The sequence below is a fragment of the Agrobacterium sp. 16-2014-1-2a genome, from assembly GCF_053522705.1.
Genome location: NZ_JBNWBX010000002.1, coordinates 1 through 22041 on the forward strand (window position 1 = coordinate 1; position 22041 = coordinate 22041).

The 22041-nt window shown below is 57.4% G+C and carries 20 protein-coding genes, 1 tRNA gene and 1 pseudogene; 14 read left to right on the forward strand and 8 right to left on the reverse strand.

Annotation, left to right across the window (positions count from 1 at the left end; translation table 11 throughout):
* Nucleotides 1-22: 22 nt before the first annotated feature.
* The 4 genes from ACQZ45_RS08860 (at nt 23) to ACQZ45_RS08875 (ending at nt 4325) form a co-directional block, all read left to right on the forward strand.
* Nucleotides 23-99, forward strand: a tRNA-Met gene (locus ACQZ45_RS08860).
* A gap of 535 nt (nt 100-634) precedes the next feature.
* Entirely contained in the window at nt 635-1744 is a 1110-nt protein-coding gene (locus ACQZ45_RS08865; RefSeq protein ID WP_113292336.1) for a 2Fe-2S iron-sulfur cluster-binding protein, read from the forward strand.
* 41 nt (nt 1745-1785) lie between these two features.
* Nucleotides 1786-2907 carry a histidinol-phosphate transaminase gene (gene hisC / locus ACQZ45_RS08870; protein WP_113292337.1) on the forward strand — a complete coding sequence of 374 codons (1122 nt, stop codon included), beginning with the start codon at nt 1786-1788 and terminating at the stop codon, nt 2905-2907.
* Complete coding sequence (locus tag ACQZ45_RS08875; RefSeq protein ID WP_113292338.1) at nt 2904-4325, forward strand: FAD-binding oxidoreductase; 1422 nt, start codon at nt 2904-2906, stop codon at nt 4323-4325. Before hisC ends, ACQZ45_RS08875 begins: the two co-directional genes overlap by 4 nt.
* 51 nt (nt 4326-4376) lie before the next feature.
* Here ACQZ45_RS08875 and ACQZ45_RS08880 read toward each other — a convergent pair.
* The 6 genes and pseudogenes from ACQZ45_RS08880 to ACQZ45_RS08905 form a co-directional block, all read right to left on the reverse strand.
* Nucleotides 4377-4502, reverse strand: a pseudogene (locus ACQZ45_RS08880) (S-(hydroxymethyl)glutathione synthase); the annotation flags it as partial.
* Nucleotides 4481-5167 carry an ABC transporter permease gene (locus tag ACQZ45_RS08885; protein WP_113292339.1) on the reverse strand — a complete coding sequence of 229 codons (687 nt, stop codon included), beginning with the start codon at nt 5165-5167 and terminating at the stop codon, nt 4481-4483. The pseudogene ACQZ45_RS08880 and the gene ACQZ45_RS08885, both read right to left, overlap by 22 nt.
* A gap of 4 nt (nt 5168-5171) precedes the next feature.
* A complete protein-coding gene (locus ACQZ45_RS08890; RefSeq protein WP_035198759.1) occupies nt 5172-5879 on the reverse strand; it encodes an ABC transporter permease in 708 nt (235 codons plus the stop codon).
* A gap of 137 nt (nt 5880-6016) precedes the next feature.
* Nucleotides 6017-6811: a transporter substrate-binding domain-containing protein gene (locus ACQZ45_RS08895; protein WP_003514202.1), complete on the reverse strand. Its 795-nt coding sequence runs from the start codon at nt 6809-6811 to the stop codon at nt 6017-6019.
* Nucleotides 6812-6882: 71 nt separating this feature from the next.
* Entirely contained in the window at nt 6883-8844 is a 1962-nt protein-coding gene (locus ACQZ45_RS08900; RefSeq protein ID WP_003514201.1) for a DUF2817 domain-containing protein, read from the reverse strand.
* 139 nt (nt 8845-8983) lie between these two features.
* Nucleotides 8984-10024 (reverse strand): aromatic ring-hydroxylating dioxygenase subunit alpha, encoded by a 1041-nt coding sequence (locus ACQZ45_RS08905; protein ID WP_003514199.1) that lies wholly within the window; start codon nt 10022-10024, stop codon nt 8984-8986.
* Between the two features lie 129 nt (nt 10025-10153).
* Between ACQZ45_RS08905 and ACQZ45_RS08910 the strand changes: the two genes are divergently transcribed.
* On the forward strand, nt 10154-11074 hold the full coding sequence (locus ACQZ45_RS08910; RefSeq protein WP_029658811.1) for a LysR family transcriptional regulator: 921 nt from the start codon (nt 10154-10156) through the stop codon (nt 11072-11074).
* Between the two features lie 23 nt (nt 11075-11097).
* Here ACQZ45_RS08910 and ACQZ45_RS08915 read toward each other — a convergent pair whose 3' ends face one another.
* Both ACQZ45_RS08915 and ACQZ45_RS08920 read right to left on the reverse strand, forming a co-directional pair.
* A complete protein-coding gene (locus ACQZ45_RS08915; protein WP_003514195.1) occupies nt 11098-11613 on the reverse strand; it encodes a flavin reductase family protein in 516 nt (171 codons plus the stop codon).
* 11 nt (nt 11614-11624) lie between these two features.
* Nucleotides 11625-12989, reverse strand: a complete 1365-nt coding sequence (locus ACQZ45_RS08920) for an LLM class flavin-dependent oxidoreductase (protein WP_003514193.1) — start codon at nt 12987-12989, stop codon at nt 11625-11627.
* A gap of 425 nt (nt 12990-13414) precedes the next feature.
* Here ACQZ45_RS08920 and ACQZ45_RS08925 point away from each other — a divergent pair, with 425 nt between their 5' ends.
* The 9 genes from ACQZ45_RS08925 to ACQZ45_RS08965 are packed head-to-tail and all read left to right on the forward strand — an operon-like array spanning nt 13415 to nt 22021.
* Nucleotides 13415-14548: an HD domain-containing phosphohydrolase gene (locus ACQZ45_RS08925; RefSeq protein WP_448742234.1), complete on the forward strand. Its 1134-nt coding sequence runs from the start codon at nt 13415-13417 to the stop codon at nt 14546-14548.
* Nucleotides 14541-14867 carry a hypothetical protein gene (locus ACQZ45_RS08930; protein ID WP_111798695.1) on the forward strand — a complete coding sequence of 109 codons (327 nt, stop codon included), beginning with the start codon at nt 14541-14543 and terminating at the stop codon, nt 14865-14867. Before ACQZ45_RS08925 ends, ACQZ45_RS08930 begins: the two co-directional genes overlap by 8 nt.
* The gene (locus ACQZ45_RS08935) at nt 14864-15232 is read left to right on the forward strand and encodes a response regulator (RefSeq protein WP_013636814.1); all 369 of its coding nucleotides are present in this window, start codon (nt 14864-14866) and stop codon (nt 15230-15232) included. Before ACQZ45_RS08930 ends, ACQZ45_RS08935 begins: the two co-directional genes overlap by 4 nt.
* The gene (locus ACQZ45_RS08940) at nt 15229-17196 is read left to right on the forward strand and encodes a chemotaxis protein CheA (protein WP_448742235.1); all 1968 of its coding nucleotides are present in this window, start codon (nt 15229-15231) and stop codon (nt 17194-17196) included. The genes ACQZ45_RS08935 and ACQZ45_RS08940 overlap by 4 nt, the downstream gene beginning before the upstream one ends.
* Nucleotides 17193-17738, forward strand: coding sequence for a chemotaxis protein CheW (locus ACQZ45_RS08945; RefSeq protein WP_003514184.1), 546 nt, complete (start codon nt 17193-17195; stop codon nt 17736-17738). Before ACQZ45_RS08940 ends, ACQZ45_RS08945 begins: the two co-directional genes overlap by 4 nt.
* A gap of 1 nt (nt 17739) precedes the next feature.
* Nucleotides 17740-19557 carry a methyl-accepting chemotaxis protein gene (locus ACQZ45_RS08950; protein ID WP_013636812.1) on the forward strand — a complete coding sequence of 606 codons (1818 nt, stop codon included), beginning with the start codon at nt 17740-17742 and terminating at the stop codon, nt 19555-19557.
* Between the two features lie 2 nt (nt 19558-19559).
* Nucleotides 19560-20054 (forward strand): chemotaxis protein CheW, encoded by a 495-nt coding sequence (locus ACQZ45_RS08955; RefSeq protein WP_003514179.1) that lies wholly within the window; start codon nt 19560-19562, stop codon nt 20052-20054.
* Entirely contained in the window at nt 20051-20920 is an 870-nt protein-coding gene (locus ACQZ45_RS08960) for a CheR family methyltransferase (protein ID WP_448742236.1), read from the forward strand. Before ACQZ45_RS08955 ends, ACQZ45_RS08960 begins: the two co-directional genes overlap by 4 nt.
* A gap of 12 nt (nt 20921-20932) precedes the next feature.
* Nucleotides 20933-22021: a protein-glutamate methylesterase/protein-glutamine glutaminase gene (locus ACQZ45_RS08965; protein WP_113292343.1), complete on the forward strand. Its 1089-nt coding sequence runs from the start codon at nt 20933-20935 to the stop codon at nt 22019-22021.
* Nucleotides 22022-22041 lie beyond the last annotated feature (20 nt).

Genomic DNA, 22041 nt, shown 5'->3' on the forward strand with positions numbered 1-22041 from the left:
CCATAGGGATTTACGCTGGTAACGCGGGGTGGAGCAGCCCGGTAGCTCGTCAGGCTCATAACCTGAAGGCCGCAGGTTCAAATCCTGCCCCCGCAACCAATATCTTCAAGACTATCAACAACAAAGCCCTCCCATCCCGGAGGGCACTTTGCGTTTAGGGCCTTGGATACCGCAAATGAATTGCTCGCGGTATATCACCGTGGGGCTCTGATAGCGTGCACCTAGGCCTATATCCTGCTCGCGGAGCACTCTGCAACTATTTAACGATTGGTTATGAAGATCACGTTCTGCTTGGCGTATCCCGTTAAAAACGAGGGCGCAAATCCAGAGTTGCTCGCGCCGGTTCAAATCCCCATAGTTTAGCTTTTCTAAATAAAAACCCATCTGTGGCGGGATTGTCTCTCTTTGTTGACGCGCAAATAATGAGATTTGTCAGAGGGATAAATTGAGGTGAGGCCTTGGGGCTGCAAATTGGTGAAGACCAAATTGCCAGCGAGTTTTTGAGGAAGTTCTGCCTCCCACGAAAACCTTTGACCGTCTGCAGGTTGAAGCAGGCCTTGAGCGATCTCACGGGGAGGGCTTTCGAGGCGATCTGCGGATTTCCGGATATTGCAATCATCAGGACAAGCAAATCATGACGACCCGCCTGGATCCACGTTTTCGCCCGTTCGAGGTAAAGCGCAAGGTGCGCGAGAGTGCCACGATCACTTCTTTTTACCTCACGCCTGTCGATCCTGCGGATTGGTGTACTTTTGAGGCGGGCCAGTTTCTGACGATCCAGATACCGCATCCCGAAGGCAAAGAACCGCTTGTCCGGAATTACACGGTTTCGTCAGGACCAAATGAGATCGGGGTCTATCGTATTACCGTGAAACGGGAGGCCGCTTTAACGCCCGATATGGCCGATGGTCTTGTTTCGTGTTGGCTCCATGACGCCGTAGGTGAGGGTGCCGTCATCCATATTGACAGGCCGCGTGGTGCCTTCAAACTCGACAAGGCCAGTCAGCGACCGGTTATTCTCTTGTCCGGTGGCGTCGGGCTGACACCTACGATTTCCATGTTGAAGGTCCTGGTTGCGGAAAGCGATCGGCCCGTCTGGTTCGTCCATGCCTGCGACGGGGCTGCTACCCATGCGCTGCGTGAAGAAGTACGGGTGCTCGCTAAACAGCGCAGCAACGTCCATATTCATTACTGTTATCGTTTTCCGACCGACGAGGATGCCAAGGCCGGGCTGTTCCATTCCGCCGGTTTCATCACTCGAGAGACCTTGCAGTCCTTTCTGCCGCTGGACGATTACGAAGTCTATATGTGCGGACCACCGCCGTTCATGCAGGCGATGTATGACCTGCTCCTCTCCCTCGGCTTGGAGAAAAGCAAGATTGCCTACGAGTTTTTCGGGCCTGCCTCCCTGCTTTCGCCATCGCAGCCGAAGAAGGAAGCAAACCTCAGCCTCCCTGTTGCTCCGGTGGCGTCAGAGTCTGAGTACTCCGGCATCGAGATCGTTCTTGGAAAGTCAAATGCCAGATTCGAGTGGGATTCAGCCTCGGAATCCATCCTGAGCTTTCTGGAGAGCCGTGGTATTGAGCCAGCATTCTCCTGTCGCGCGGGTGTCTGCGGCAGCTGTGTCCAAAACCTTGTGTCCGGCGACGTTGAATATGTGGAAGAGCCGCTGGATGACGTGCCGTCCGGGCAGATTCTCCTCTGTTGTTCCAAGCCCGTGAGTTCAGTCGTACTCGACCTCTGAAACCAGATTCCAGCGTTTATCCAAATCAGCGAGATCAACCCATGGCCGATACACTCAGGCTCAACCCGCACGTTGCTGAACTCCCGCTTTATAATGCTGGAATGAATATCGCCGTTGCGCGAAGCAAGACGGGTTTGACCGATATTGCGGCCCTTGCCAGCAATGAGAATCCATATGGTTGCTCTCCGAAGGTAACCGCTGCGCTGGCCAGTCTCGACCCTTCACGCTATGCGGATCCTGCTTGTGTGATCTTGCGTGATGCGCTTAGTCGAAAGCTCGGCGTTGCCGGAAACCGGATTGTCATTGGAAACGGCTCGGAAGAGATGATTGCTGCCGTTTGTCGCGCGGTCCTGCGTCCCGATGCTACCGTGGTCGCGATGATACCTGGTTTCGGCCTTCACGAAATCGAGCCCAGAGCAAATGGTGCGAAAATCATCAAGATACCGATGACGAAGGATCTTCGGTTCGATCTTGAGGCGATGACGACCGCATTGCGCGAAAAGCCATCGATATTCTTCATCTCCTCGCCTTCCAATCCCGTGGGCCCTGCGTTGCGACAGGATCAGCTCTCAGGCCTCATTGCAGCCGTCCCGAAAGAGACATTGCTTGTTTTCGACGAAGCCTATTTCGAATTCTGCGATGGGAATACGCCAGATGGGCTTAAGACACTGGCTGACAGCGCTATCTCCTGGGTCGTGCTCAGAACCTTCTCGAAGGCCTACGGGCTGGCTGGGTTGCGCGTCGGATATGCCGTGGCTTCCGATGAGCGGCTGGCACAGGCCATGTCATCTGCAAAGACACCGTTCAACGTCAATGCGGCCGCGCAATTGGCCGCAGTTGCCGCGCTCGATGACGAAAACTGGATGCGGGTTTCAGTCGAAAGCGTCATCAAGGAGCGCAGGCGCATGGCTGCGGCAATCGCCTCGCTTGATCTTTTCGTTCCGGACTCTCAGACGAATTTTCTCTTCATCGATGTTGGTTGCGACAGTTCGATCGCTTTCGATCATTTCCTGTCCCATGGCGTCATCGTCAAACCCTGGAAAGAACCGGAGTTCGCCAGCTTCATTCGTGTGACCGTCGGGCTTCCTGCGGAAAACGACCGTTTTCTCGAAGCGTTACGCTCACTCAAAGATAAGCTTCCTGAGGCAAAAGTCGCGTCATGATCGAACACAATACCGCCTCAACACGGGATTTGTCCGCCGCGTTTCTCAATGAAATCGACCAGATTATCGGCCTGTCGAACCTGAAACGCGGTGATGCCGTTGCCAATCTCGATTATGGCGTAACGCCTGCGAATTTCGGTGCGGATGCGGTTGCTTTCCCTTCATCTCCGCACGAGGTTGCGTCGATCATAAAAACTGCGGTTGCCCATGGTATATCGGTTGTACCACAGGGTGGCCGAACCGGGCTTGTTGGCGGGGGTGTGTCTGTCCCCGGTCAAATCGTGGTGTCGACCGCCCGGCTGAACCGGATCGTGGAAATCTATCCAGATGAGCGCGTTGCCGTTGTGGAGGCGGGCGTTACGCTTCAAGCGTTGCAGGCGGCCGCATCGGAGCATCGTCTCGAGCCAGGCATCGACTTGCCATCGCGTGGTTCTGCCACGATTGGCGGAATGGTCTCGACCAATGCCGGCGGGATTTCTGCTTTTCGATATGGGGTGATGCGACATCGCGTGCTCGGGCTGGAAGTCGTATTGCCTGATGGCTCGATATATTCCGACCTGACACGCGTGGTGAAGAACGCGGCAGGATACGATCTGAAGCATCTCTTCATCGGGGCCGAGGGTACGCTTGGTATAGTGACCAGGGTTGCCATCAAGCTGGAGCCGGTTCCCGCAGCAACCGCCACCGCACTTTTTGGGTTTACCTCCGTTGAAGCGGCTCTTGAGGCAACCAGGCTGGGGTTGACCGTGAGGTATGGCCACATGCGTGCGGCGGAAGCGATCTGGAATTCGTTTTTCTCCCTGACGGCGGGCGAGCACCTTTGGTCGGCGCCAGATTATGCCCCTGACTATCCTGTCAACCTCATCATGTCTCTGGGCGGCGGTGACGAGGAACAGCTTCAGATGGAGCTCGGCCGGATTTACGAGGAGCTGTATGAAACCTATCCGAACATGTCCGCTGTCGTCGCAACATCGAAGGCGCAGGAAGCAGAGTTGTGGCGTCTGAGGGAGGACACGGACCTTATCTATCGCAGATATCCGGCTGCGCCATCCTTTGATGTCTCCGTCCCCTTGTCGCAGATCGGAGAATATGTGGCTCGCTGCGTACCGGAGCTTCGGTCAATCGATCCTCTCCTCGATCCCTACCTCTTCGGCCACATTGCCGATGGCAATCTTCACATTGTTCTCAATGCAGCCGGGACAGCTCTGACGACCGCCAAGATTGCTGCCATCGAATCCGTTCTCTACCGCGACTTGACGCAATCGGGTGGTTCGTTCTCGGCGGAACATGGGATCGGCTCCAAACGCATTCATGCGTTGCGGGAGACAGCGAACCCGGTAAAATTTGCCTTGATGACGCAGATCAAGGCCGCAATCGATGGCGGATACACTCTTAACCCCGGCAAAGTCACCGGCTGACATGACAACGCCGCGCTCTTTAGGCGCGCGGCGCGGACACGATATAGGCGACTACGTTTCAGTTCGACAGAACGCCATTTTTTTGGCTGTCCAGGCGGCGATATAGTCCATCAATGCGCGTGACAGGCAGTCGTAAGGTTCGAGACTACTGGCCTTCAGCGCGCTTCGTGACGCATCAGATGTGCCTCAAGCATGCGGACGAGCATGACGAGGGTGAGGTTGATGACGAGGTAGATGGCACCCGCGAGGGCGAAAACCTCGAAAATCGCGAATGTCTGGCTCATCAGGCGCTTTGCATATCCCGTGATCTCGAGAACCGTGATTGTCGAGGCAAGGCTCGTACCCTTGACGACGAGGATCAGCTCATTGCCGTAAGCCGGCAGAGCCTGGCGAATGGCGAGCGGGAATTCGATCCGGCGGAAACGCATAAATGGTGACATTCCCGTGGCTTTGGCCGCTTCCTTGAGACCCGCGGGAACCGATAATAATCCGCCTCGCAGAATCTCCGATGTATAGGCGGCTGTGTTGAGCGCCATCGCCATGACCGCGCAGCGCGCACCATCACTAATCACCCACCACGTTATGGCATTGCCTTTGATAAAGCCAATTTGGCCAAGCCCGTAGTAAAACAGGAACAGCTGTACAAGCAGCGGTGTACCGCGAAAGACCATGCTGTAATATTTTGCAAACCCGGCAAGGAAACGGTTTTCGGACAGCCGCATGAGCGCAAGACCAAGGCCGAGATTGAAACCGATCGCGACAGATATCGCGGTTATGGTCGCCGTTGTGGAAAGCCCTTTCAAGAGGAAAGGCATCGATGTTTTCAGGAATTCGATATCCATCGCGTTACTTCCTCGCCCTTAGTCTCACCAGGCGTTCGACCCTGTCGAATCCAGCCTGGCTTATGATGGTGATCGCGAAATACACGACGGCTGCGATAAGAAAGAAAATCAGGGGATTGCGGGTGCTACCGGCGCCAACCGAGGCGGCGCGCATCAGTTCCTGTAGCCCGACAACCGATACCAGTGCCGTGTCCTTGATGGTTGTCTGCCAGACATTGTTCATACCGGGGATGGCAATGCGTAGCATTTGCGGGATGATGATGCGCCTGAAGATGCGGCGCCCGGGAATCCCCAGTGCGCGCGCAGCTTCTATGTGTCCCGTCGGGATGGAAGCCAATGCTCCCCTGATAACCTCGGTCGAGTAGGCGCCTGAAATCGTACCGATGGCAATGATGGCAATGATGAAGGCATATCCGCTGTCCGCAAGGGCAGCATATCCGAAAGCTGTGGCAACCTGTGTCACGAATTGCACGGAAGAAAAGAACAGCAGATAGATGATAAGCAGTTCAGGCACCCCCCGCACGAGAGAGGTATAGGCGTCTACCACAAGTGTCAGCGGGAATATCCGCGCCCACTTGATGACCCCGCACAAGGTTCCGATCAACGCACCGACAAGCATGCTGACCGTACCGACGGCAATCGTTATTGCGGCCCCCTGCAGAATGGCTCTTATCCAACCACCCTGCCAAACTAGGATCAGACTAGACTCCATTGGATTTGCCTTGGTTTTGCTGCGCACTCCCTTGCCTTTTTGGCAGCAGGCATCGTCAGCGTCTTCGACCGTGCGCACCCTGTCAGGTTGCGATTGAGTGGTTGCCCCGCACTTCTGGGAAGAGCGGGGCAGGCGTCTTAGTTGCAGGGTCTGGAGATATCCATCTTGAACCACTTCTGGCTCGCTTTGCCGATCGAACCATCCGCGACGAGCTCGCACAGTGCCTTGTCGATCTTCGTCTTCAGCTCGGTGTTCTCCTTGGCAATACCGACGCCGATCCCTTCGCCGAGGGTGGAATCGAATTTGCTCTGAACTTTCACGTCGACAAACTGAAAGTCCTTGCCTTCGGGCTTGGCGAGAAAATCCTGAAGTGCAGAGGCGTCTGCAAATGCTGCCTCAACGCGGCCGCTTGCGAGATCGATCTGCATATTGTCGAGCGTGTCGTAGGTTTTGAGATTGGCATTAGGCACCCGCTTTTCGATGAAATGGGCGTGCGTCGTGCCGGTTTGAACGCCGATCGTCTTGCCGTCCAAGCCTTTCAACAAAGTGTCGATATCCTTGATGCCGGCGAGATCGGACGTCTTGGGAACGAGGAACATGTTTGCCAGCTCAGCATATCCGACCGAAAAATTGATTTCCTTTTTTCGATCCTGGGTAATCGACATCCCGGAGATGATGACGTCGAAGCGCTTCGCCTTGAGGGCAGGGATCAGGCCATCAAAGGCCTGCACGACGAACCGGCACTTCACGGCGAGCTTCGTGCAGAGCAGGTTGCCGACATCGGCGTCGAAGCCGGTTACATTGCCGGCAGCATCGGCCATGCTCCATGGTGGATAGGCACCTTCGGTGCCGATCGACAATTCGCCTTCGGCAGCGTGCGCCGTGCTGACGCCTGCAAGAAGCAGGGCGAGTGACAGGACTTTCAGATTCATATGCGAATTCCCCTATTTGGTTATTTGTTAGGTTTGATTTGCCGGACACAGCGCCGGCACAGCGGATCACGTCATAACGTTCGCGACAGAAACTGACGCAGGCGTTCCGATCGCGGATTGGTGAACAATTCCGCCGGGGTACTCTCTTCCTCCACCTTTCCTTTGTGTAAGAAGAGAATCTTGTGAGATACCTCGCGCGCAAACTGCATTTCATGCGTCACGAGGATCATGGTATTGCCCTCTTCTGCCAGCTGACGGATCACGCGCAGGACCTCTCCCACAAGTTCGGGGTCGAGAGCGGATGTCGGTTCGTCACAGAGGATGACTTTTGGCCGCATGGCCAGTGTTCTTGCGATGGCCGCACGTTGCTGCTGGCCGCCGGAAAGCTGCCCGGGATATTGGGCATGCTTTTCCGACAGTCCCACTTTCTTCAACAACTGATGGGCATGGTCGACTGCATCCTGGCGACGCTCGCCAAGAACATGGACGGGAGCCTCGATGATGTTCTCAAGCACGGACATGTGGGGCCAGAGGTTGAAGTTCTGGAATACCATTCCCACGCGGGCGCGAATTCTTTCGACCTGGCGCATGTCTGCTGGCTGCGAACGGCCATTCGCTCCGCCCTTCATTCGTATTTCCTCGCCATCAACGACGATCGTTCCACTGCTGGGCTGTTCGAGCAGGTTTATGCAGCGCAAAAACGTGCTCTTGCCGGACCCTGACGAGCCGATCATCGAAACGACTTCACCGGGATCGGCACTCAGCCCTACGCCCGACAGGACTTCGTGCGTGCCGAAGCTTTTGTGGAGATCATGAACTTCAACGGCTGGCCGTTCATGGCGTTTGGTATTGAGAGGCACGGCAGGTGGCCAGTCGCTTACCAAAGCCGGAGCGGTCGCGCCCTTTGAAGCCGGGGGAGTAACCGAGGCAAGTGCGGTCAGCGCGCGGTCGAAATATCGCAAGCTTGTCCCAAGACAGTTCTGCTGCCATTCGGGATCGTCAGGAATGAACGCGGTTCTCAGCGTCTTCTTGATTTTCTGCCCAAGCGGAGATTCGATATTCCCGAAAAGATGCAGCCAGTTATCCGCCTGCACGGCGTCCATCACCACCGAGCCTTCAAGGGTTCCGCATTCGATTACCAGCGGCAATACGCGGCTCTCGGGCAAGGATTTGCAGACCGCTGCTGAAACGTAGCCCGTAGCCGTTGCCGCAATGCCGGTATCGGTCGTTGCGCCCTTGCCGGTGATCACGACCGCGAGTGCGTGCCCATAGGTTTTCCTGCCCCATTCTAGACCGGCATGGTCCTCTTCCGCCACGGATAGCAGTGCGGGATATCCGTAAGGGCCTGCACCGGTGTGAAGATCGAAGACGACGACATTCGACGCGCCACTGACGAAAGTGCTCAAGATATCGTTGAGGGTGCGGTTCGACCATGTCGGGCCGTTGCCGCCATAAAACAGTCCGTCTGGAAAGTCGTATTGGCCTGCTTCGATAATCGCGGCGATCCCGGCGTGACCATTTAAAGCGGCCTTGGCATCTCTCAGCAGTTGATCGGCACGGTCACGATCGGGTCCATCCCACTCGGCGCAGACAAATGCATTATGGAGTGGGGCGTATCGTTCGTTTCGTGGAACGGCTCTCTTCCAGTCAACGAAGTTTCGGTTGAGATCGACATTGTCCTCGTTGACCCGTCGGCTCCATGCTGTTCCCCACGGGTTGATCAGATGGATCATCACCACAGCCGTATCGGGAGGAAGCGGTAAAGGGTTATTTGCGGCAAGCCATTCAGCCTGGCTAGCCGATCCGAATTGCCCCTCAACTCCGTGCGTGCCGGACAAGATGACGAGTTTTTTTGACGCGTTGCGTTCGCCCAGATATGCAACATCCGTGAAAAGGTGCTCTCCACCTGGGCCATGCAATGGATGCTTATATTCGAACAACGCAGCATTCGACCGGCGCGCGGCGGAAAGAAAACGTTGCCGCAGCACATTATAGTCCACTGAATAGAGCTCAGGCTGCCTGATGTGGCGCATCAAGGATACTCCCGATTTGTGGCGGGCGTCGGCTTTTGCCGATCACCAGCTATGTTCCCGGTTATTATTTTTTTGCCATCTCCGCCTGACCCATTTGAGCAGGCGAAGACCATATCGTTAGTCATTCCGGCGCAGGCGCTTACTCCGCGGCAGCGACGACATTCATGGTCTCGCTATCGATCATCTGTGAAAGCTTGCGTCTGAACCGCAGCGGTCCGACATCGATCTTCAGATCGAGGTTTGGAGTCTTCTTGTTCGCGATCCCGTGGTGGACCGCCTCCAGCACGACACGGTCTTCCTCGAATGCGCCGCGTACGGATGTTGCGAAGCGCGCTGAAACGTCCGGGTCGTCGGGCGCGAAATTTCGCATCTGAAACCAGTAATACTTCGTGCGGTTCTCATCGACTGGCGTCATGAAATTGTAGCTGTCCATCAAGAACGTATTGGCTGGCAATTCGCGGCCTTCGCCACCGAAGCCTGATGGTGCAAAGATGGCCTTGATGATGGCATTGCTGGGGTAGCGAACCTCGTAATGCTGTTTTCGATCGCATTTCCCCTCAAATTGCAGGAACGGTGCGTAGAAGGGGGCTGGATCTGAATCCAGCATCCAGCGCCAGACGACGACGCCATCGCTTTTCACCGTTGTTTCCAATGGCGTTTCTTCGCAGGCGGAACTGGCGAACGAGCTCTGATGCACCCATGCGACGTGGGATGGGTCCAGCAGATTGTCCGTCATGTAGAGGTAATTGCAGTTGATCGTCATCGACTCGCCGCGATTGACGCCCCAGGACGGATCACCGAAATGTTCGACACGGAAAATCTCTGCGGGATCGGCTTTCGCGGCCTCACCCATCCAGACCCAGACGAGCCCGTAACGTTCCTCCACCGGGTAGGAGCGGACGCAGGCCACATGTGGAATACGCTCTGCACCCGGTACGCGGGTGCAGGCGCCGGAACAGTCGAAGGTCAGTCCGTGATAGCCGCATTCGACGTCGTCGCCCTTGATACGCCCCATGGACAAGGGGAGCTTGCGATGGGGACAGGCATCTTCGAGCGCTGCAAGCTTGCCATTCTGAAGACGATAAAGGACGATATTTTCGCCGAGCATCGTTACGGGTGTCAGGTCTCGTCCGATTTCGTGATCCCAGGTGGCGACGTACCAAGCATTCTTGAGAAACATTTTCTTCCCCCGTTCTCGCTTTAATCGGATCAGTATTTTCCTTGTTGCGATGCGGGACAAGCGGATTTTCGTTGCGTTTTTGTTTAGAAAAACTTAACAAAAAGCAGAACTGGAGATACTCTATTGGCTATGCCCCCACTCCATGCCCTGCAAGCTTTCGAAGCCGTAGGAAGGTGCGGCACGATGAGCACGGCTGCCAAAGAACTGGGCGTAACACCCAGTGCCATCAGCCAACAGGTGCGCAAGCTTGAGAACCATCTCGGCGTTACGCTCCTCGAACGTATCGGACGCCGTGTGGAACTGACGTCGTGGGGTGTTCTTCTTCACAAGGAAGTCGCCAAAGGCTTCAGCCAGCTCAATCATTCCGTCGATGTTCTCGAACGGGCGCGGAGCCAGACCGGCATCGTGCTGACTGCGCTCAGCTCGGTGGTGAACAAGTGGATCGGCCGCAAGATCTTCGAGTGGCAGGCTCTCTATCCGGAAGCCAATGTCCGTATCATCGGCAAGGATGACGAACCCAGCCTGTCGGGCGGCCAGAGCGATTTTCGCATAACCTATGGAAAGCGGGCAGAGGTGCACGCGCATTTCGTGCCGCTTTATACGGATTGGGTGGTTCCCGCATGTTCGCCGCGTTTGCTCGGGGGACGGACATTATCGGCGGCCGCCGACCTTCTCAAATTCCCTTTGCTCAATATCGAGTGGGAAGCCCATTACAGCCGTCCGCCACAATGGAGCGAGTGGGCGCAGCTGGTTGGCGCGACCGTGAATGAAAAACTCTCGAGCCTGTTTTTCGCGTTGTCGAGCAACGCAATCGACGCTGCGGTCAACGGACACGGCTTCGTGCTGGCTCAGGTCTCGATGATCGAGGACGAGTTGCAGGCCGGTACACTTGTTGTTCCTTTCGACATCCGCCTTCCGCTTCCCGAGAGCTACTATCTGGCATGGGATCGTTCCGTTTTCGATAAGCCCTACGGAAGAGAATTTCACATGTGGGTGATGGGGATCGCGAAAAAGCAGTCTGTCGCATCGTCCCCGAACCGCAGTGCGTGACTAAGGGCCTACCGCTCGGGATATCACCTTCTGATGTGTTGATATTCTCCGCGCCAGTACAGAAGTGGCCTGGCATCGTCATGTGTCCTTATCGACCGGACGAGGCCGATCAGGATCACATGGGATCGATGGATGATCGCGTCTTCGAGTTCGCAGTCCAGACTTGCCAGAGCGCCATCCAGCGCAAGGCCGCCTGACCCCATCGTGTGCCAGACGGCGCCATCGTAGCGGCTGGCACCCTTAAGGCCATTAAAACCCGAGAATGAGTGGGCGACGTTTTCCTGACCTTCAGCGACGACGTTGACGCAAAACCGTCTGGCTTTCTCGACGATTTCCCAGGACGAGGATCCACGATTGAGTGCGACCATCACAGTCGGGCCATCCGCAGAAAGTGCTGTGACGGATGTTGCGGTGAAGCCGGTTCGTGTTTCACCCGTGCCTGTCGTGATGACGCAAACGGCACCCGCCAGATTCCGCATGGAGGATTTGAAGAGGTCAGCGCCCGGAGACGGCACCTGCATTTTCATCTGGTCCACCATGATTGGCTCCTTCAGATGCGCTCTTTATCGCCTTTGGCGGCCGTGTAACGGTTGGCAGGCATCGAAAGCCCCAGGTTCTCGCGCAGCGTCGATCCTTCATATTCCTCACGAAACAGTCCGCGCCGCCGCAACTCCGGCAAGACAAGGCGGACGAAATCTTCCAGGCTTGCGGGAAGTGTCGGGAACATAAGAATAAAACCGTCGGCGGCACGGGTTTCGAACCACTCTTCCATGTAGTCTGCGATCTGTTTTGGTGTCCCGGTTATTCCGTTTCCGGTGTGGCGTTCTGCGTAGTGGCGGATCAATTGTCCCACTGTCTGTCCTTGTTTGACGAACTCGACGAGCTGGTCAAACATCTTGCGCGAGCCTTTCGGCTCGGCGGGCAGCCGGTCCATCGGAAATGGTTGATCGAGTGGAACGCCACGAAGGTCGGCTTCGAGGAACTCCGAAAGCATCAACCGACCCACGTCCGGATGCAGGCTGTCGATGAGAAAATCGACTTTTGCCTTCGCCTCGGCCTCGGTCTCCCCGACATTGACGACAATTCCCGGCATGACCTTGAGATCGTTGGGATCGCGACCGAATGCCGGCATACGTCCTTTGACGTTCTGGTAGAAAGCCCTGTTGCTCTCGATGTTGGATGCCAGGCTGAAGACGATTTCAGACGTCCGTGCAGCAAGGTTCATTCCGGCCTCGGAGCCGCCGGCCTGAGCGATAACGGGCCGCCCCTGCTCGGAAGGCGCAATGTTGAGGGGGCCGCGCACCTGAAAATGCTTGCCGACATGATTGAGGGTATGGTGCTTGTCCTTGTCATAATAAACGCCGCTTTCGCGATCGAGCAGCAAGGCGTCGCGTTCAAAGCTGTCCCATAGGCCGAACACTACGTCGATGAATTCCTGCGCGCGCTCGTAACGGACGGCGTGAGGATCGAGACCCTGACGATTGAAGTTGTAGCCGGTCTCGTCATGATCGGAGGTGACGACATTCCAGCAGGCGCGTCCCCGGCTCAGCTGATCGATAGACGCGAAAATCCGGGCGACATTGAAGGGTTCGTAATAGCTCGTCGATACCGTCGAGACCAAACCCAGTCGTTCCGTCATCACCGAAAGCGCCGAGATGAGAGAAAGCGGTTCGAACCGGTTCTGCTTGGTCGGGCTGCGCGCCAGGGCGTCGGGGTCACCAACGGCAGCCGCAGCGGAATCGGCGAGGAACATGAAATCGAATTTGGCAGCTTCAGAAATTCTGGCCACATTCAACATGTGGCTGAAGTCGGTTGCTGCCGTTACCTTGCTTGCCGGGTGCCGCCATGCGGCTGCATGGAAGCCGAACGTGTAAACAAAGGTCCCGAGCTTGATCTTGTCCTGCCGTTTCGACATCGTTCCCTCTTTTGACTGATACCAATTCTGGTCTCAGGCTATTCGAGGATCAACGCTGCAACAATCGGCCGAAATCTTCTCCGTAGGTTAGAAATACTAACAAGGATTAGTGGCGCGTCTGCGCATCAGCCCGAGAGGCTGCGGCGCCACGCAAGGATCACATTCCCGTTGGAAGGCCTGATGATGGCGCTTCACTATAAGTATTCATAAGTCACACTTAAGTCGCTGTTAACCAACATCTGGTCAATTTATTCATATAAGAAGTTGTCTTCGCAGGCGAATTTCGCGCAGGCGCTTCATTTTCATGACCACATGACGCGGTCGTCTTTTCCCAAAAAAATGTTTCCAGATCCGTTGAATTCGCTCGGTGAAAGCCGAGGAGTTCGCGCGTCTATTCGCCCGCAATCCAATGATAGCGAGGACAAGTGCAAATCGTATTGGTCGATGACAGCAAGTCGATTCTTGTTGCCCTGAAAGCGACGGTCCGCGGGCTTCCGGATGTCGGCACCATCGTGGGCTTCACCGATCCCACGGAGGCGTTGGAATTCTGCCGCAACAATGCGGTCGATCTGCTTGTGGTGGATTATACGATGCCGAAATATAACGGCATACAGCTCCTCAAGGCACTGAATACGTATGAGCATTTCGCGCATGTGCCTGTTATCATGATCACATCGGAAAGAGGCCAGCCTGTCCTTATCGAAGCGATAGAGAGCGGTGTCACGGAATTCATCCACAAGCCCTTTGACCCGGTGGAGCTGAAGGCGCGGGTGCGCAACCTTCTCGCCTTGCGCAAGGCGCAGCGTGATCTTGCCGGACAGGCGCGCAGCCTTGTGGATGAGGTGCGCAAGGCCACCCGGCAACTCGCGGCCCGCGAAGAAGAAATCATCTGGCGCCTGGCGCGGGCCATCGAATTCCGCGACGGCCACACCGGCGACCATATTTCCCGCGTCGCGCAAATCAGCATGCTGATGGCAAAGGATCTCGGCCTCGATGACGAGCATTGCCGCATGATCTATCTCGCGGCACCCTTGCACGATGTCGGCAAGATCGGAATTTCCGACAGCGTGCTGCTGAAGCCGGGTCGCCTGACGCCTGATGAGATCACCGAAATGCGAAAACATGTCGGTATCGGCGTGCAGATTCTCGAAAACGGTTCATCCGATCTGCTGCGCATAGCCGAGGCGATTGCAGGTGGCCATCACGAAAAATGGGATGGAACGGGATATCCGCACGGCTTGTCGGGCGATGGCATTCCGCTGGAAGCCCGTATCGTCGCCATTGCGGACGTCTTTGAGGCTCTCTGCTCCGAGCGCCCTTACAAGAAGGCGTGGTCGACCGAAGAGGCCTATGCGCATGTTGTCGCGCATAGCGGCAGCCATTTCGATCCCGCCTGCGTCGCGGCGTTCCAGCGCCAATGGACGCTGATCGACAGGCTCATGACGGGTCACGGCGTTCTGGAGATCGAAGTGCCGAGCCTCGAAACACCGGAAGAACAACCGATCAGGGCGGATGGCGGCATGCACACCGAAACCGTTCGGGAGACTCCCCATGTTTGATGAAACCACGAACGACACACTGAAGATGCCGCAAGCGCTTTCCATACGGTCGATTGCGTCGGCACACGGTCTTCTTCTCGACCGTCTCAAAGACACCGACAGGCTGGTGGTCGAGGTGCCCAAGGATGCGGATGCGGATTTGAGCTTCGTGCAGCTGATGGAAGCCTCGCGCAATTTCGCGGCGCAGAACAACAAGACGATAACATTGAAAGAGCCGGCTGACGGTCAGGTTTTGCAGACATTGCGGCGGGGCGGTTTCCTGTCGCGGATGGATGAAGCCTCCCGCCAGTTCTGGTTGCATGGAAAGGACATATCATGAGCGCACATATTTTAACGGTCGACGATTCCGCCAGCATTCGCATGACGACGAAGATCGCCCTCACAGGCGCGGGCTACCAGATTACCGAGGCCGTTGATGGGCAGGACGGTCTTGCCAAGGCGAAGGCCGCGAATTTCGACCTCATCGTCACTGATCTCAACATGCCGAACATGAATGGTCTCGAAATGATTGAGGCGCTTCGGCAATCTCCGGCTCATACCGGCATTCCGATCATCTTTTTGACGACGGAATCCGATGCGGACATGAAGGCGCGCGCCAAGGCCGCCGGTGCCACCGGCTGGCTGACCAAGCCCTTCGATGCCGAACATCTGGTCAAGATCGTCAGAAAGGTCCTCGGAAAATGACGACGCTGGACCCTATTCAGGTTTTCAGAACGGAGGCTGCGGAGCTTTTCGAGCAAATCGAGGGTGGCCTTCTCGATCTGCTTGACGATTTGACCGATCAGGATCAGATCGACGCCGTTTTCCGCGGACTGCATACATTGAAGGGGTCCGGGGCAATGTTCGGGTTCGAGGCGCTTGCCGCCTTCACCCACCATTGCGAAACCGCCTTTGACCGGGTGCGCAAGGGCGAGGTTCCGGCAACCAGCGAACTGGTCGCAGCCGTTCTTGAAGCGCAGGATCATATGCAGGCGCTGGTCGACAATCCGCACGGTGTGCAGGGTGATGTTGGAGAGCAGCTGCTCGCCAAGCTTCGTGCGGCAGTCGGCACTCGTGGCGATGGCGGTGTCCTGACACATGTTCCGGCGCAGAATCTCGTCAGGAAGCAGGCAAAGGCAAAAGCCGCCACCTGGGAAATCCGGTTCCGGTTGCCCGTCAATGCCATGGCAAACGGAACCAATCCCCTTGGTCTGCTGGATGAACTGGCCGAACTCGGCGATTGTGAAATCGTTGCCGACACCTCGACGGTGCCGTCTCTCGATGCACTTAATCCGAGCGATCTCCATCTGGGCTGGACAGTCCGGCTGACGACCGAGCAGCCGCAATCGGCAATCGACGACGTTTTCATCTTCGTGATGGATGACATGGAGATCGATATCCGCGCAATCGAAGCGGTTGTCGAAGAAGAGCTCCCCGTTTCCGAAATCCTGCCGGAAGCCAGAAAGGTCGCCGCCGATCCGAAGGGCGGCAAGGCGGCCGAAAACGTGCGGGTGCCTGCTGAAAGACTTGACGAGTTGATGGATCGGGTCGGTGAGCTCGTCATTGCCCAGTCCCGCCTTTCGCAGCTGGCGGGTAGCAGCGTCGATATTCTTTTGCGCTCTGTTTCGGAGGATGTCGAACGTCTTTCCGGAGAACTTCGCGATACGATGATGGTCCTGCGAATGGTGCCGATCGCCCAGCTTTTTGGTCGGTTCCGCCGTCTGATCCATGACCTGGCGCGGGAAACGGGCAAACAGATCGAGCTGGAGACCGAGGGCGAAGGCACAGAGGTCGACAAAGCGGTGATCGAACGCCTGGCTGATCCACTCGTGCACCTTGTCCGCAACTCCTGCGACCATGGTCTCGAAAAAAGCGATGAGCGTGTGGCGGCCGGCAAACCGGCGACGGGGCGGATCACCCTCATTGCCCGCCAGTCGGGCGGTGATGTGACGATCACCATCCGTGACGATGGCCGTGGCATTGATCGCCAGCGCGTCCGGGCAAAAGCTGAGGCTTCCGGCCTTTTGGCTCCGAACGCGCAGGTCAGCGATCAGGAACTGCTGCAGATGATCTTCCAGCCGGGCTTTTCGACAGCCTCTGAAGTTACCAGTCTTTCCGGCCGTGGTGTCGGCATGGATGTGGTGAAAAAGAGTGTCGAGGCCCTTCGCGGCACGATCAGCGTTACCAGCACGCCGGGCGCGGGTTCGGAAGTTTCGCTGGCGATCCCGTTGACTCTGGCCATCATCGACGGCCTGCTGGTGCGGGTCGGCAATGGTTGCTACGTCATTCCGCTGCCGGCGGTGGAGGAATGCCTGGAACTGTCGCCTGACGACGATATTCGTTCGCGGGGCCGGTCCTTCATTTCACTGCGCGAGAGCCTCGTTCCCTTCATTCGCCTGCGCGAATTGTTCAACACCGGAACCAAGCCGGATCAGTTCCAGAAGATCGTCGTCATTTCCACCGGCTCCGAGCGGGTCGGGCTTGTGGTTGACCAGATCATCGGTGACCACCAGACGGTCATCAAGGCCATGTCGAAACTGCACCATGACGTCGCGACATTCTCCGGCGCGACCATCCTCGGTGACGGCAATGTCGCCCTTATCCTCGATGTCGCACATCTGGTGATGGCGGGGCAACAACAGGAGGCGCGATTGCGGGCCGCGGGATGAACCAGTCTCTCTTGAAGCAGACGGACGAATTTTGGGGCGTGTCCGACGCCGTGGAAGTTCTGACCTTCAACATCGCGGGCGAGACCTTCGCCATCGAGGCGGTGAAGGTTCGGGAAATTCTGGATCTTCTGCCCGAAACCGCCGTTCCCGGTGCTAAAGCCTTCGTGGCGAGTGTTATCAACTTCCGGGGCAAGGTCATCCCTCTGGCCGATATCCGTCTTGCCTTCGGCATGGAAGCCACCGAGCGAACCATTGATAGCCGTATCGTCGTCATAGAACTGCCGTTTGATGGCGAGCCGGCATTGATCGGCATCAGGACCGATAAGGTCAACGAGGTGACCACGTTCAGCCGGGCAGCCAGCGAACCGCCGCCGAGCGTCGGCATGCGGTGGCGGGCGGATTACATCCATTGCCTCATCAAACGCGGCAGCGAGTTCGTCATTCTTCCAAATCTGACAGCAATTTTCACGGGGCATCGCGAGTCCGGACCGGTTTCGTCCAGCGCGCGTGGCAACGTCATCGAACTTTCCAAGGAGCATTGAGATGCGATTTACAATCAAGATGAAGCTGGCGGTTGCCTTCGGCTTTCTGATCCTGATGCTTGCCGGAACGGCTGGCTACGGCATCTACAGCCTCGGTATCGCCAAGAATGCCATGGACGATGTTGTCGACGGCACTGTCGTGCGCCTCGACAAGGTTCACCAGATGAACGCACTGGCGCTGGCAACTGTCCGGTCGCAGAAGAATATCATCCTTGCTGCCTCGCCGGAGGAAACCCAGCTTTTCAAGGCGGCCGGTAACGAAAGTCGCGACCAGTTGACGGCCATGCTGAATGATATGGCAGCCACCGCCAGCGCCGAGACGCGTGCGTTCTGGACGGATCTGCAGGCCATCACCAAGGCTTTCGAGGCCAGTGATGATCACGTCCGGGAACTGGTTGCGCAGGGCAATACGTCGCTCGCCGCGTCGTACTCGTCCGGCAAGGGCCGTGACGCTGCCAATGCCCTGACCGGGAAACTGGGCGAGGGCGTCAAGATGAACCGCGACCGCCTTGAAGAATCGAAGCAATTGGCGGCTGATGACTATGAGCAGACCCGCACCCTGCTGGTCAGTGCCTCGGTTGTTGCCGTACTCATCGCCATCGCGACAGCATTCTGGATCGCGCTCGGCATCAGCAGCGGATTGCGCAAGATCATGACCGTGGCGGAGGCGGTTGCGATCGGCGATCTCGATCAGAATGTCGAGATCAAGACCAATGACGAGATCAAGGATCTCGTTGCGCGCATCAACACGATGACGGGCAATCTGCGCAATACCGCAGGCATTGCCGACCGGATTGCCGATGGCGATCTTACCGTCATGCCGAAACCCCTGTCCGACAGGGATACTCTCGGCCTTGCGCTGGAACGGATGGTTGAGCGCCTGCGTGGCATTGTCGCCGATGCGCTTTCCGCTTCCGACAATGTGTCCTCCGGCAGCCAGGAACTGTCGGCCAGCTCCGAACAGCTGAGCCAGGGCGCGACCGAGCAGGCATCGTCTGCCGAAGAGGCCTCGGCCTCGATGGAAGAGATGGCTGCCAACATCAAGCAGAATGCCGACAATGCCGCGCAGACGGAAAAGATCGCGCGCCAGTCGTCCAAGGACGCCGAAGCCAGCGGTGAAGCCGTCAACCGCGCCGTGGTCGCCATGCGCACCATCGCCGAGAAGATTTCCATCGTGCAGGAAATTGCCCGCCAGACCGATCTTCTGGCGCTGAACGCCGCCGTCGAGGCGGCGCGCGCTGGGGAACACGGCAAGGGTTTTGCTGTCGTGGCATCGGAAGTGCGCAAGCTCGCCGAACGCAGCCAGGCTGCTGCCAGCGAGATCAGCTCGCTTTCCGGCGAGACCGTGCAGGTGGCAACCGAAGCGGGCGACATGCTGAACCGTCTGGTGCCGGACATTCGCAAGACCGCCGAGCTGGTCGCCGAAATCTCCGCCGCCTGCCGTGAGCAGGATATCGGCGCCTCGCAGATCAACGAGGCAATCCAGCAGCTTGACAAGGTGACGCAGCAGAACTCCGGCGCTTCGGAAGAAATGTCGGCGACTTCAGAAGAGCTGGCAGCGCAGGCCGAAGAGTTGCAGAGCAGTATCGCCTTCTTCAAGGTGGATACCTCAAGCGTCTCGTCGCGCCCCGCACAGGCTGCACATCGGCCTGCCGCAAAGCCTGCTGCGACGCGTCCGGCGATGAAGCCGGCCCCCGTTCGCAAACCGCAGACGGGCAATACCGTCAGCGCCCAGCAAGCCCGCGTCAAAGGTTTCGCACTGGATATGTCCATGGGCGGTCCCGATGCTGACGACGCGGATTTCCGCGAAAGCGCCTGACCATGACCAGCACATCTTCAGAAGGCCAGTTCGTGACATTCAGCCTCGGTGAGGAGGTCTTTGCGGTATCCGTCGCGGTCGTCCGTGAAATCCTCGACTACGAGGACACGTTCAAGATTCCGCATAGTCCTGAATATCTGCTGGGTCTGAGAGATGTGCGTGGGCAGGGTGTGCCCATCATCGATCTGCGGCTGCGGCTCGGAATGAGCCGCAGCGTGCGGACACCCCATACCCGTGTGCTGGTGCTGGATATTCCGTTTCCATCCCGCACGCTGGCGATAGGTCTCGTGGCGGACAAGGTGTTCGAGGTGACGCCGTTCCGTCGCGACCAGATGGAAACCGCACCCGATATCGGCGTTCACTGGAACTCCGACTACATTGCAGGTGTGGTTCGCCGCGAAGGTGATTTCGTCGTCATCATCGATCTTGCAAAGCTTTTCTCGAACGAAGAAAACGCCATTGCCCGGCAGGGCGGCACACCGGTTCAGGCGGCATGAGGAGAGCCCTTTCCGTGGATGCCTCCATTGCTGCCAGCTCCGCGCATGATGGCCTGAGTCAGCGGGATTTCCGGCTGCTCGCCGAATACATCTACAATTACAGCGGCATAAAGATGCCGGACAGCAAGCGCACCATGCTGGAAGGGCGTCTTCGCAAGCGCCTTCGCGCCACGGGGCATGCCACCTTCGCTCAATATTGCAATTTCCTCTTCCGCGAAGACGGGCTGGAAGAGGAAGCGATCTACCTGATTGACGTGGTGACGACCAACAAGACGGATTTTTTCCGTGAGCCGAACCATTTCGACTACATGGAGAAATTCGCTTTGCCTGCACTTGCGGGTGAAGGCCATGGGCGTATCCGTGCCTGGAGTTCCGCCTGTTCGACGGGTGCGGAACCCTATACCATGGCGATGGTGCTGGCCGAAGCGGCCGAGAAACAGGTCATCAACAATTTCAGCATCCTTGCGACCGACCTTTCCACTGATGTGCTCAGGAAAGCCCATAGCGGTATCTATGCCCGTGAACTGCTCGACCCGGTTCCGGCCGACATGATGCGCAAATATGTCATGCGGTCGGTCGATGCCGGACGACGGGAGGTTCGTATCGTGCCGCGGCTGCGTTCCAAGATCGGTTTTGCCCGCCTCAACCTCATGGACCCGACCTACCAGATCGGCGATGCGGTGCACCTTCTCTTCTGCCGTAACGTTCTCATCTACTTTGATAAAAAAACGCAGGTGCACGTCTTGACCCAATTGTGCAAGCGCCTGGTGCCGGGCGGTTACCTTTTCATCGGTCATTCCGAAACGATAACCGGTATCGACCTGCCCCTGCGGCAGGTCGCCAATACAGTTTTCAAGAAGCAATAGCGGCAGAGAGCCATGTCGAAAAAAATCCGCGTTCTCATCGTCGACGATTCCGCCAGCGTCCGGCAGACCCTGACGGAGGTTCTCGAAAGCGATCCCGGCATTGAGGTGATCGGGGCCGCTGCCGATCCGTTTGTTGCGGCCAAGCGCATTCAGGAAGAAATTCCCGATGTCATCACCCTTGATGTGGAAATGCCGCGCATGGACGGCATCACCTTCCTGCGCAAGATCATGTCGCAGAAACCGATCCCTGTAGTCATGTGCTCGTCGCTGACCGAGGCCGGATCGGAAACCCTGCTTCAGGCACTGGAGGCGGGGGCGGTCGACATCATCCTCAAGCCGAGGATAGGCGCTGCGGATCATCTGGCGGAGCAAGCCACGCGCATCTGCGAGGTCGTCAAAAGTGCGGCGCACGCCCGCGTCGGCAATGCGCGGGCGGCGCTGCGTTCGGCTGCCGCAAGCGGTCCGCAGGCCAAGCTGACCGCCGATGCCGTGTTGCCGCCGCCTTCGGGCAAGGCCATGGCACGCACCACTGAAATGGTGGTCTGTGTCGGTGCATCCACCGGCGGCACAGAAGCGTTGCGCGCAATGCTGATGAAGCTGCCGGCCAATTCACCCGGCATCGTGATCGTTCAGCATATGCCGGAAAAATTTACCGCCGCATTTGCAAAACGCCTGAACAGTCTCTGCGATGTCGAGATCAAGGAGGCCGAGGACGGCGATCCGGTGCTGCGCGGCCATGTGCTGATTGCGCCGGGCGACAGACATATGCTGCTGGAGCGGCAGGGTGCACGTTATCGCGTTTCGGTCCGCACCGGGCCACTGGTTTCGCGACACCGGCCTTCGGTGGACGTTCTGTTTCGTTCTTCCGCGCGTGCCGCCGGTGCCAACGCCATGGGCATCATCATGACAGGCATGGGTGATGATGGCGCACGCGGCATGCTGGAAATGCATCAGGCCGGCGCCTTCACGGTGGCACAGGACGAAGCATCCTCTGTTGTCTTCGGCATGCCGAAGGAAGCGATCGCCCATGGCGGTGTCGACAAGGTTCTGCCACTCGACAGGATCGCGCTGGAAATTCAGGCCGAAGACCACCGCCGCTGATGGCGCGACCCTTTTTTACC

What these genes read in the sequence shown, in the direction of transcription:
- ACQZ45_RS08865 (WP_113292336.1), top strand. Translation starts at nt 635, where the DNA reads ATGACGACCCGCCTGGATCCACGTTTTCGCCCGTTCGAGGTAAAGCGC.
- hisC (WP_113292337.1), top strand. Translation starts at nt 1,786, where the DNA reads ATGGCCGATACACTCAGGCTCAACCCGCACGTTGCTGAACTCCCGCTT.
- ACQZ45_RS08875 (WP_113292338.1), top strand. Translation starts at nt 2,904, where the DNA reads ATGATCGAACACAATACCGCCTCAACACGGGATTTGTCCGCCGCGTTT.
- ACQZ45_RS08885 (WP_113292339.1), bottom strand. Translation starts at nt 5,167, where the DNA reads ATGGATATCGAATTCCTGAAAACATCGATGCCTTTCCTCTTGAAAGGG.
- ACQZ45_RS08890 (WP_035198759.1), bottom strand. Translation starts at nt 5,879, where the DNA reads ATGGAGTCTAGTCTGATCCTAGTTTGGCAGGGTGGTTGGATAAGAGCC.
- ACQZ45_RS08895 (WP_003514202.1), bottom strand. Translation starts at nt 6,811, where the DNA reads ATGAATCTGAAAGTCCTGTCACTCGCCCTGCTTCTTGCAGGCGTCAGC.
- ACQZ45_RS08900 (WP_003514201.1), bottom strand. Translation starts at nt 8,844, where the DNA reads ATGCGCCACATCAGGCAGCCTGAGCTCTATTCAGTGGACTATAATGTG.
- ACQZ45_RS08905 (WP_003514199.1), bottom strand. Translation starts at nt 10,024, where the DNA reads ATGTTTCTCAAGAATGCTTGGTACGTCGCCACCTGGGATCACGAAATC.
- ACQZ45_RS08910 (WP_029658811.1), top strand. Translation starts at nt 10,154, where the DNA reads ATGCCCCCACTCCATGCCCTGCAAGCTTTCGAAGCCGTAGGAAGGTGC.
- ACQZ45_RS08915 (WP_003514195.1), bottom strand. Translation starts at nt 11,613, where the DNA reads ATGGTGGACCAGATGAAAATGCAGGTGCCGTCTCCGGGCGCTGACCTC.
- ACQZ45_RS08920 (WP_003514193.1), bottom strand. Translation starts at nt 12,989, where the DNA reads ATGTCGAAACGGCAGGACAAGATCAAGCTCGGGACCTTTGTTTACACG.
- ACQZ45_RS08930 (WP_111798695.1), top strand. Translation starts at nt 14,541, where the DNA reads ATGTTTGATGAAACCACGAACGACACACTGAAGATGCCGCAAGCGCTT.
- ACQZ45_RS08935 (WP_013636814.1), top strand. Translation starts at nt 14,864, where the DNA reads ATGAGCGCACATATTTTAACGGTCGACGATTCCGCCAGCATTCGCATG.
- ACQZ45_RS08940 (WP_448742235.1), top strand. Translation starts at nt 15,229, where the DNA reads ATGACGACGCTGGACCCTATTCAGGTTTTCAGAACGGAGGCTGCGGAG.
- ACQZ45_RS08945 (WP_003514184.1), top strand. Translation starts at nt 17,193, where the DNA reads ATGAACCAGTCTCTCTTGAAGCAGACGGACGAATTTTGGGGCGTGTCC.
- ACQZ45_RS08950 (WP_013636812.1), top strand. Translation starts at nt 17,740, where the DNA reads ATGCGATTTACAATCAAGATGAAGCTGGCGGTTGCCTTCGGCTTTCTG.
- ACQZ45_RS08955 (WP_003514179.1), top strand. Translation starts at nt 19,560, where the DNA reads ATGACCAGCACATCTTCAGAAGGCCAGTTCGTGACATTCAGCCTCGGT.
- ACQZ45_RS08960 (WP_448742236.1), top strand. Translation starts at nt 20,051, where the DNA reads ATGAGGAGAGCCCTTTCCGTGGATGCCTCCATTGCTGCCAGCTCCGCG.
- ACQZ45_RS08965 (WP_113292343.1), top strand. Translation starts at nt 20,933, where the DNA reads ATGTCGAAAAAAATCCGCGTTCTCATCGTCGACGATTCCGCCAGCGTC.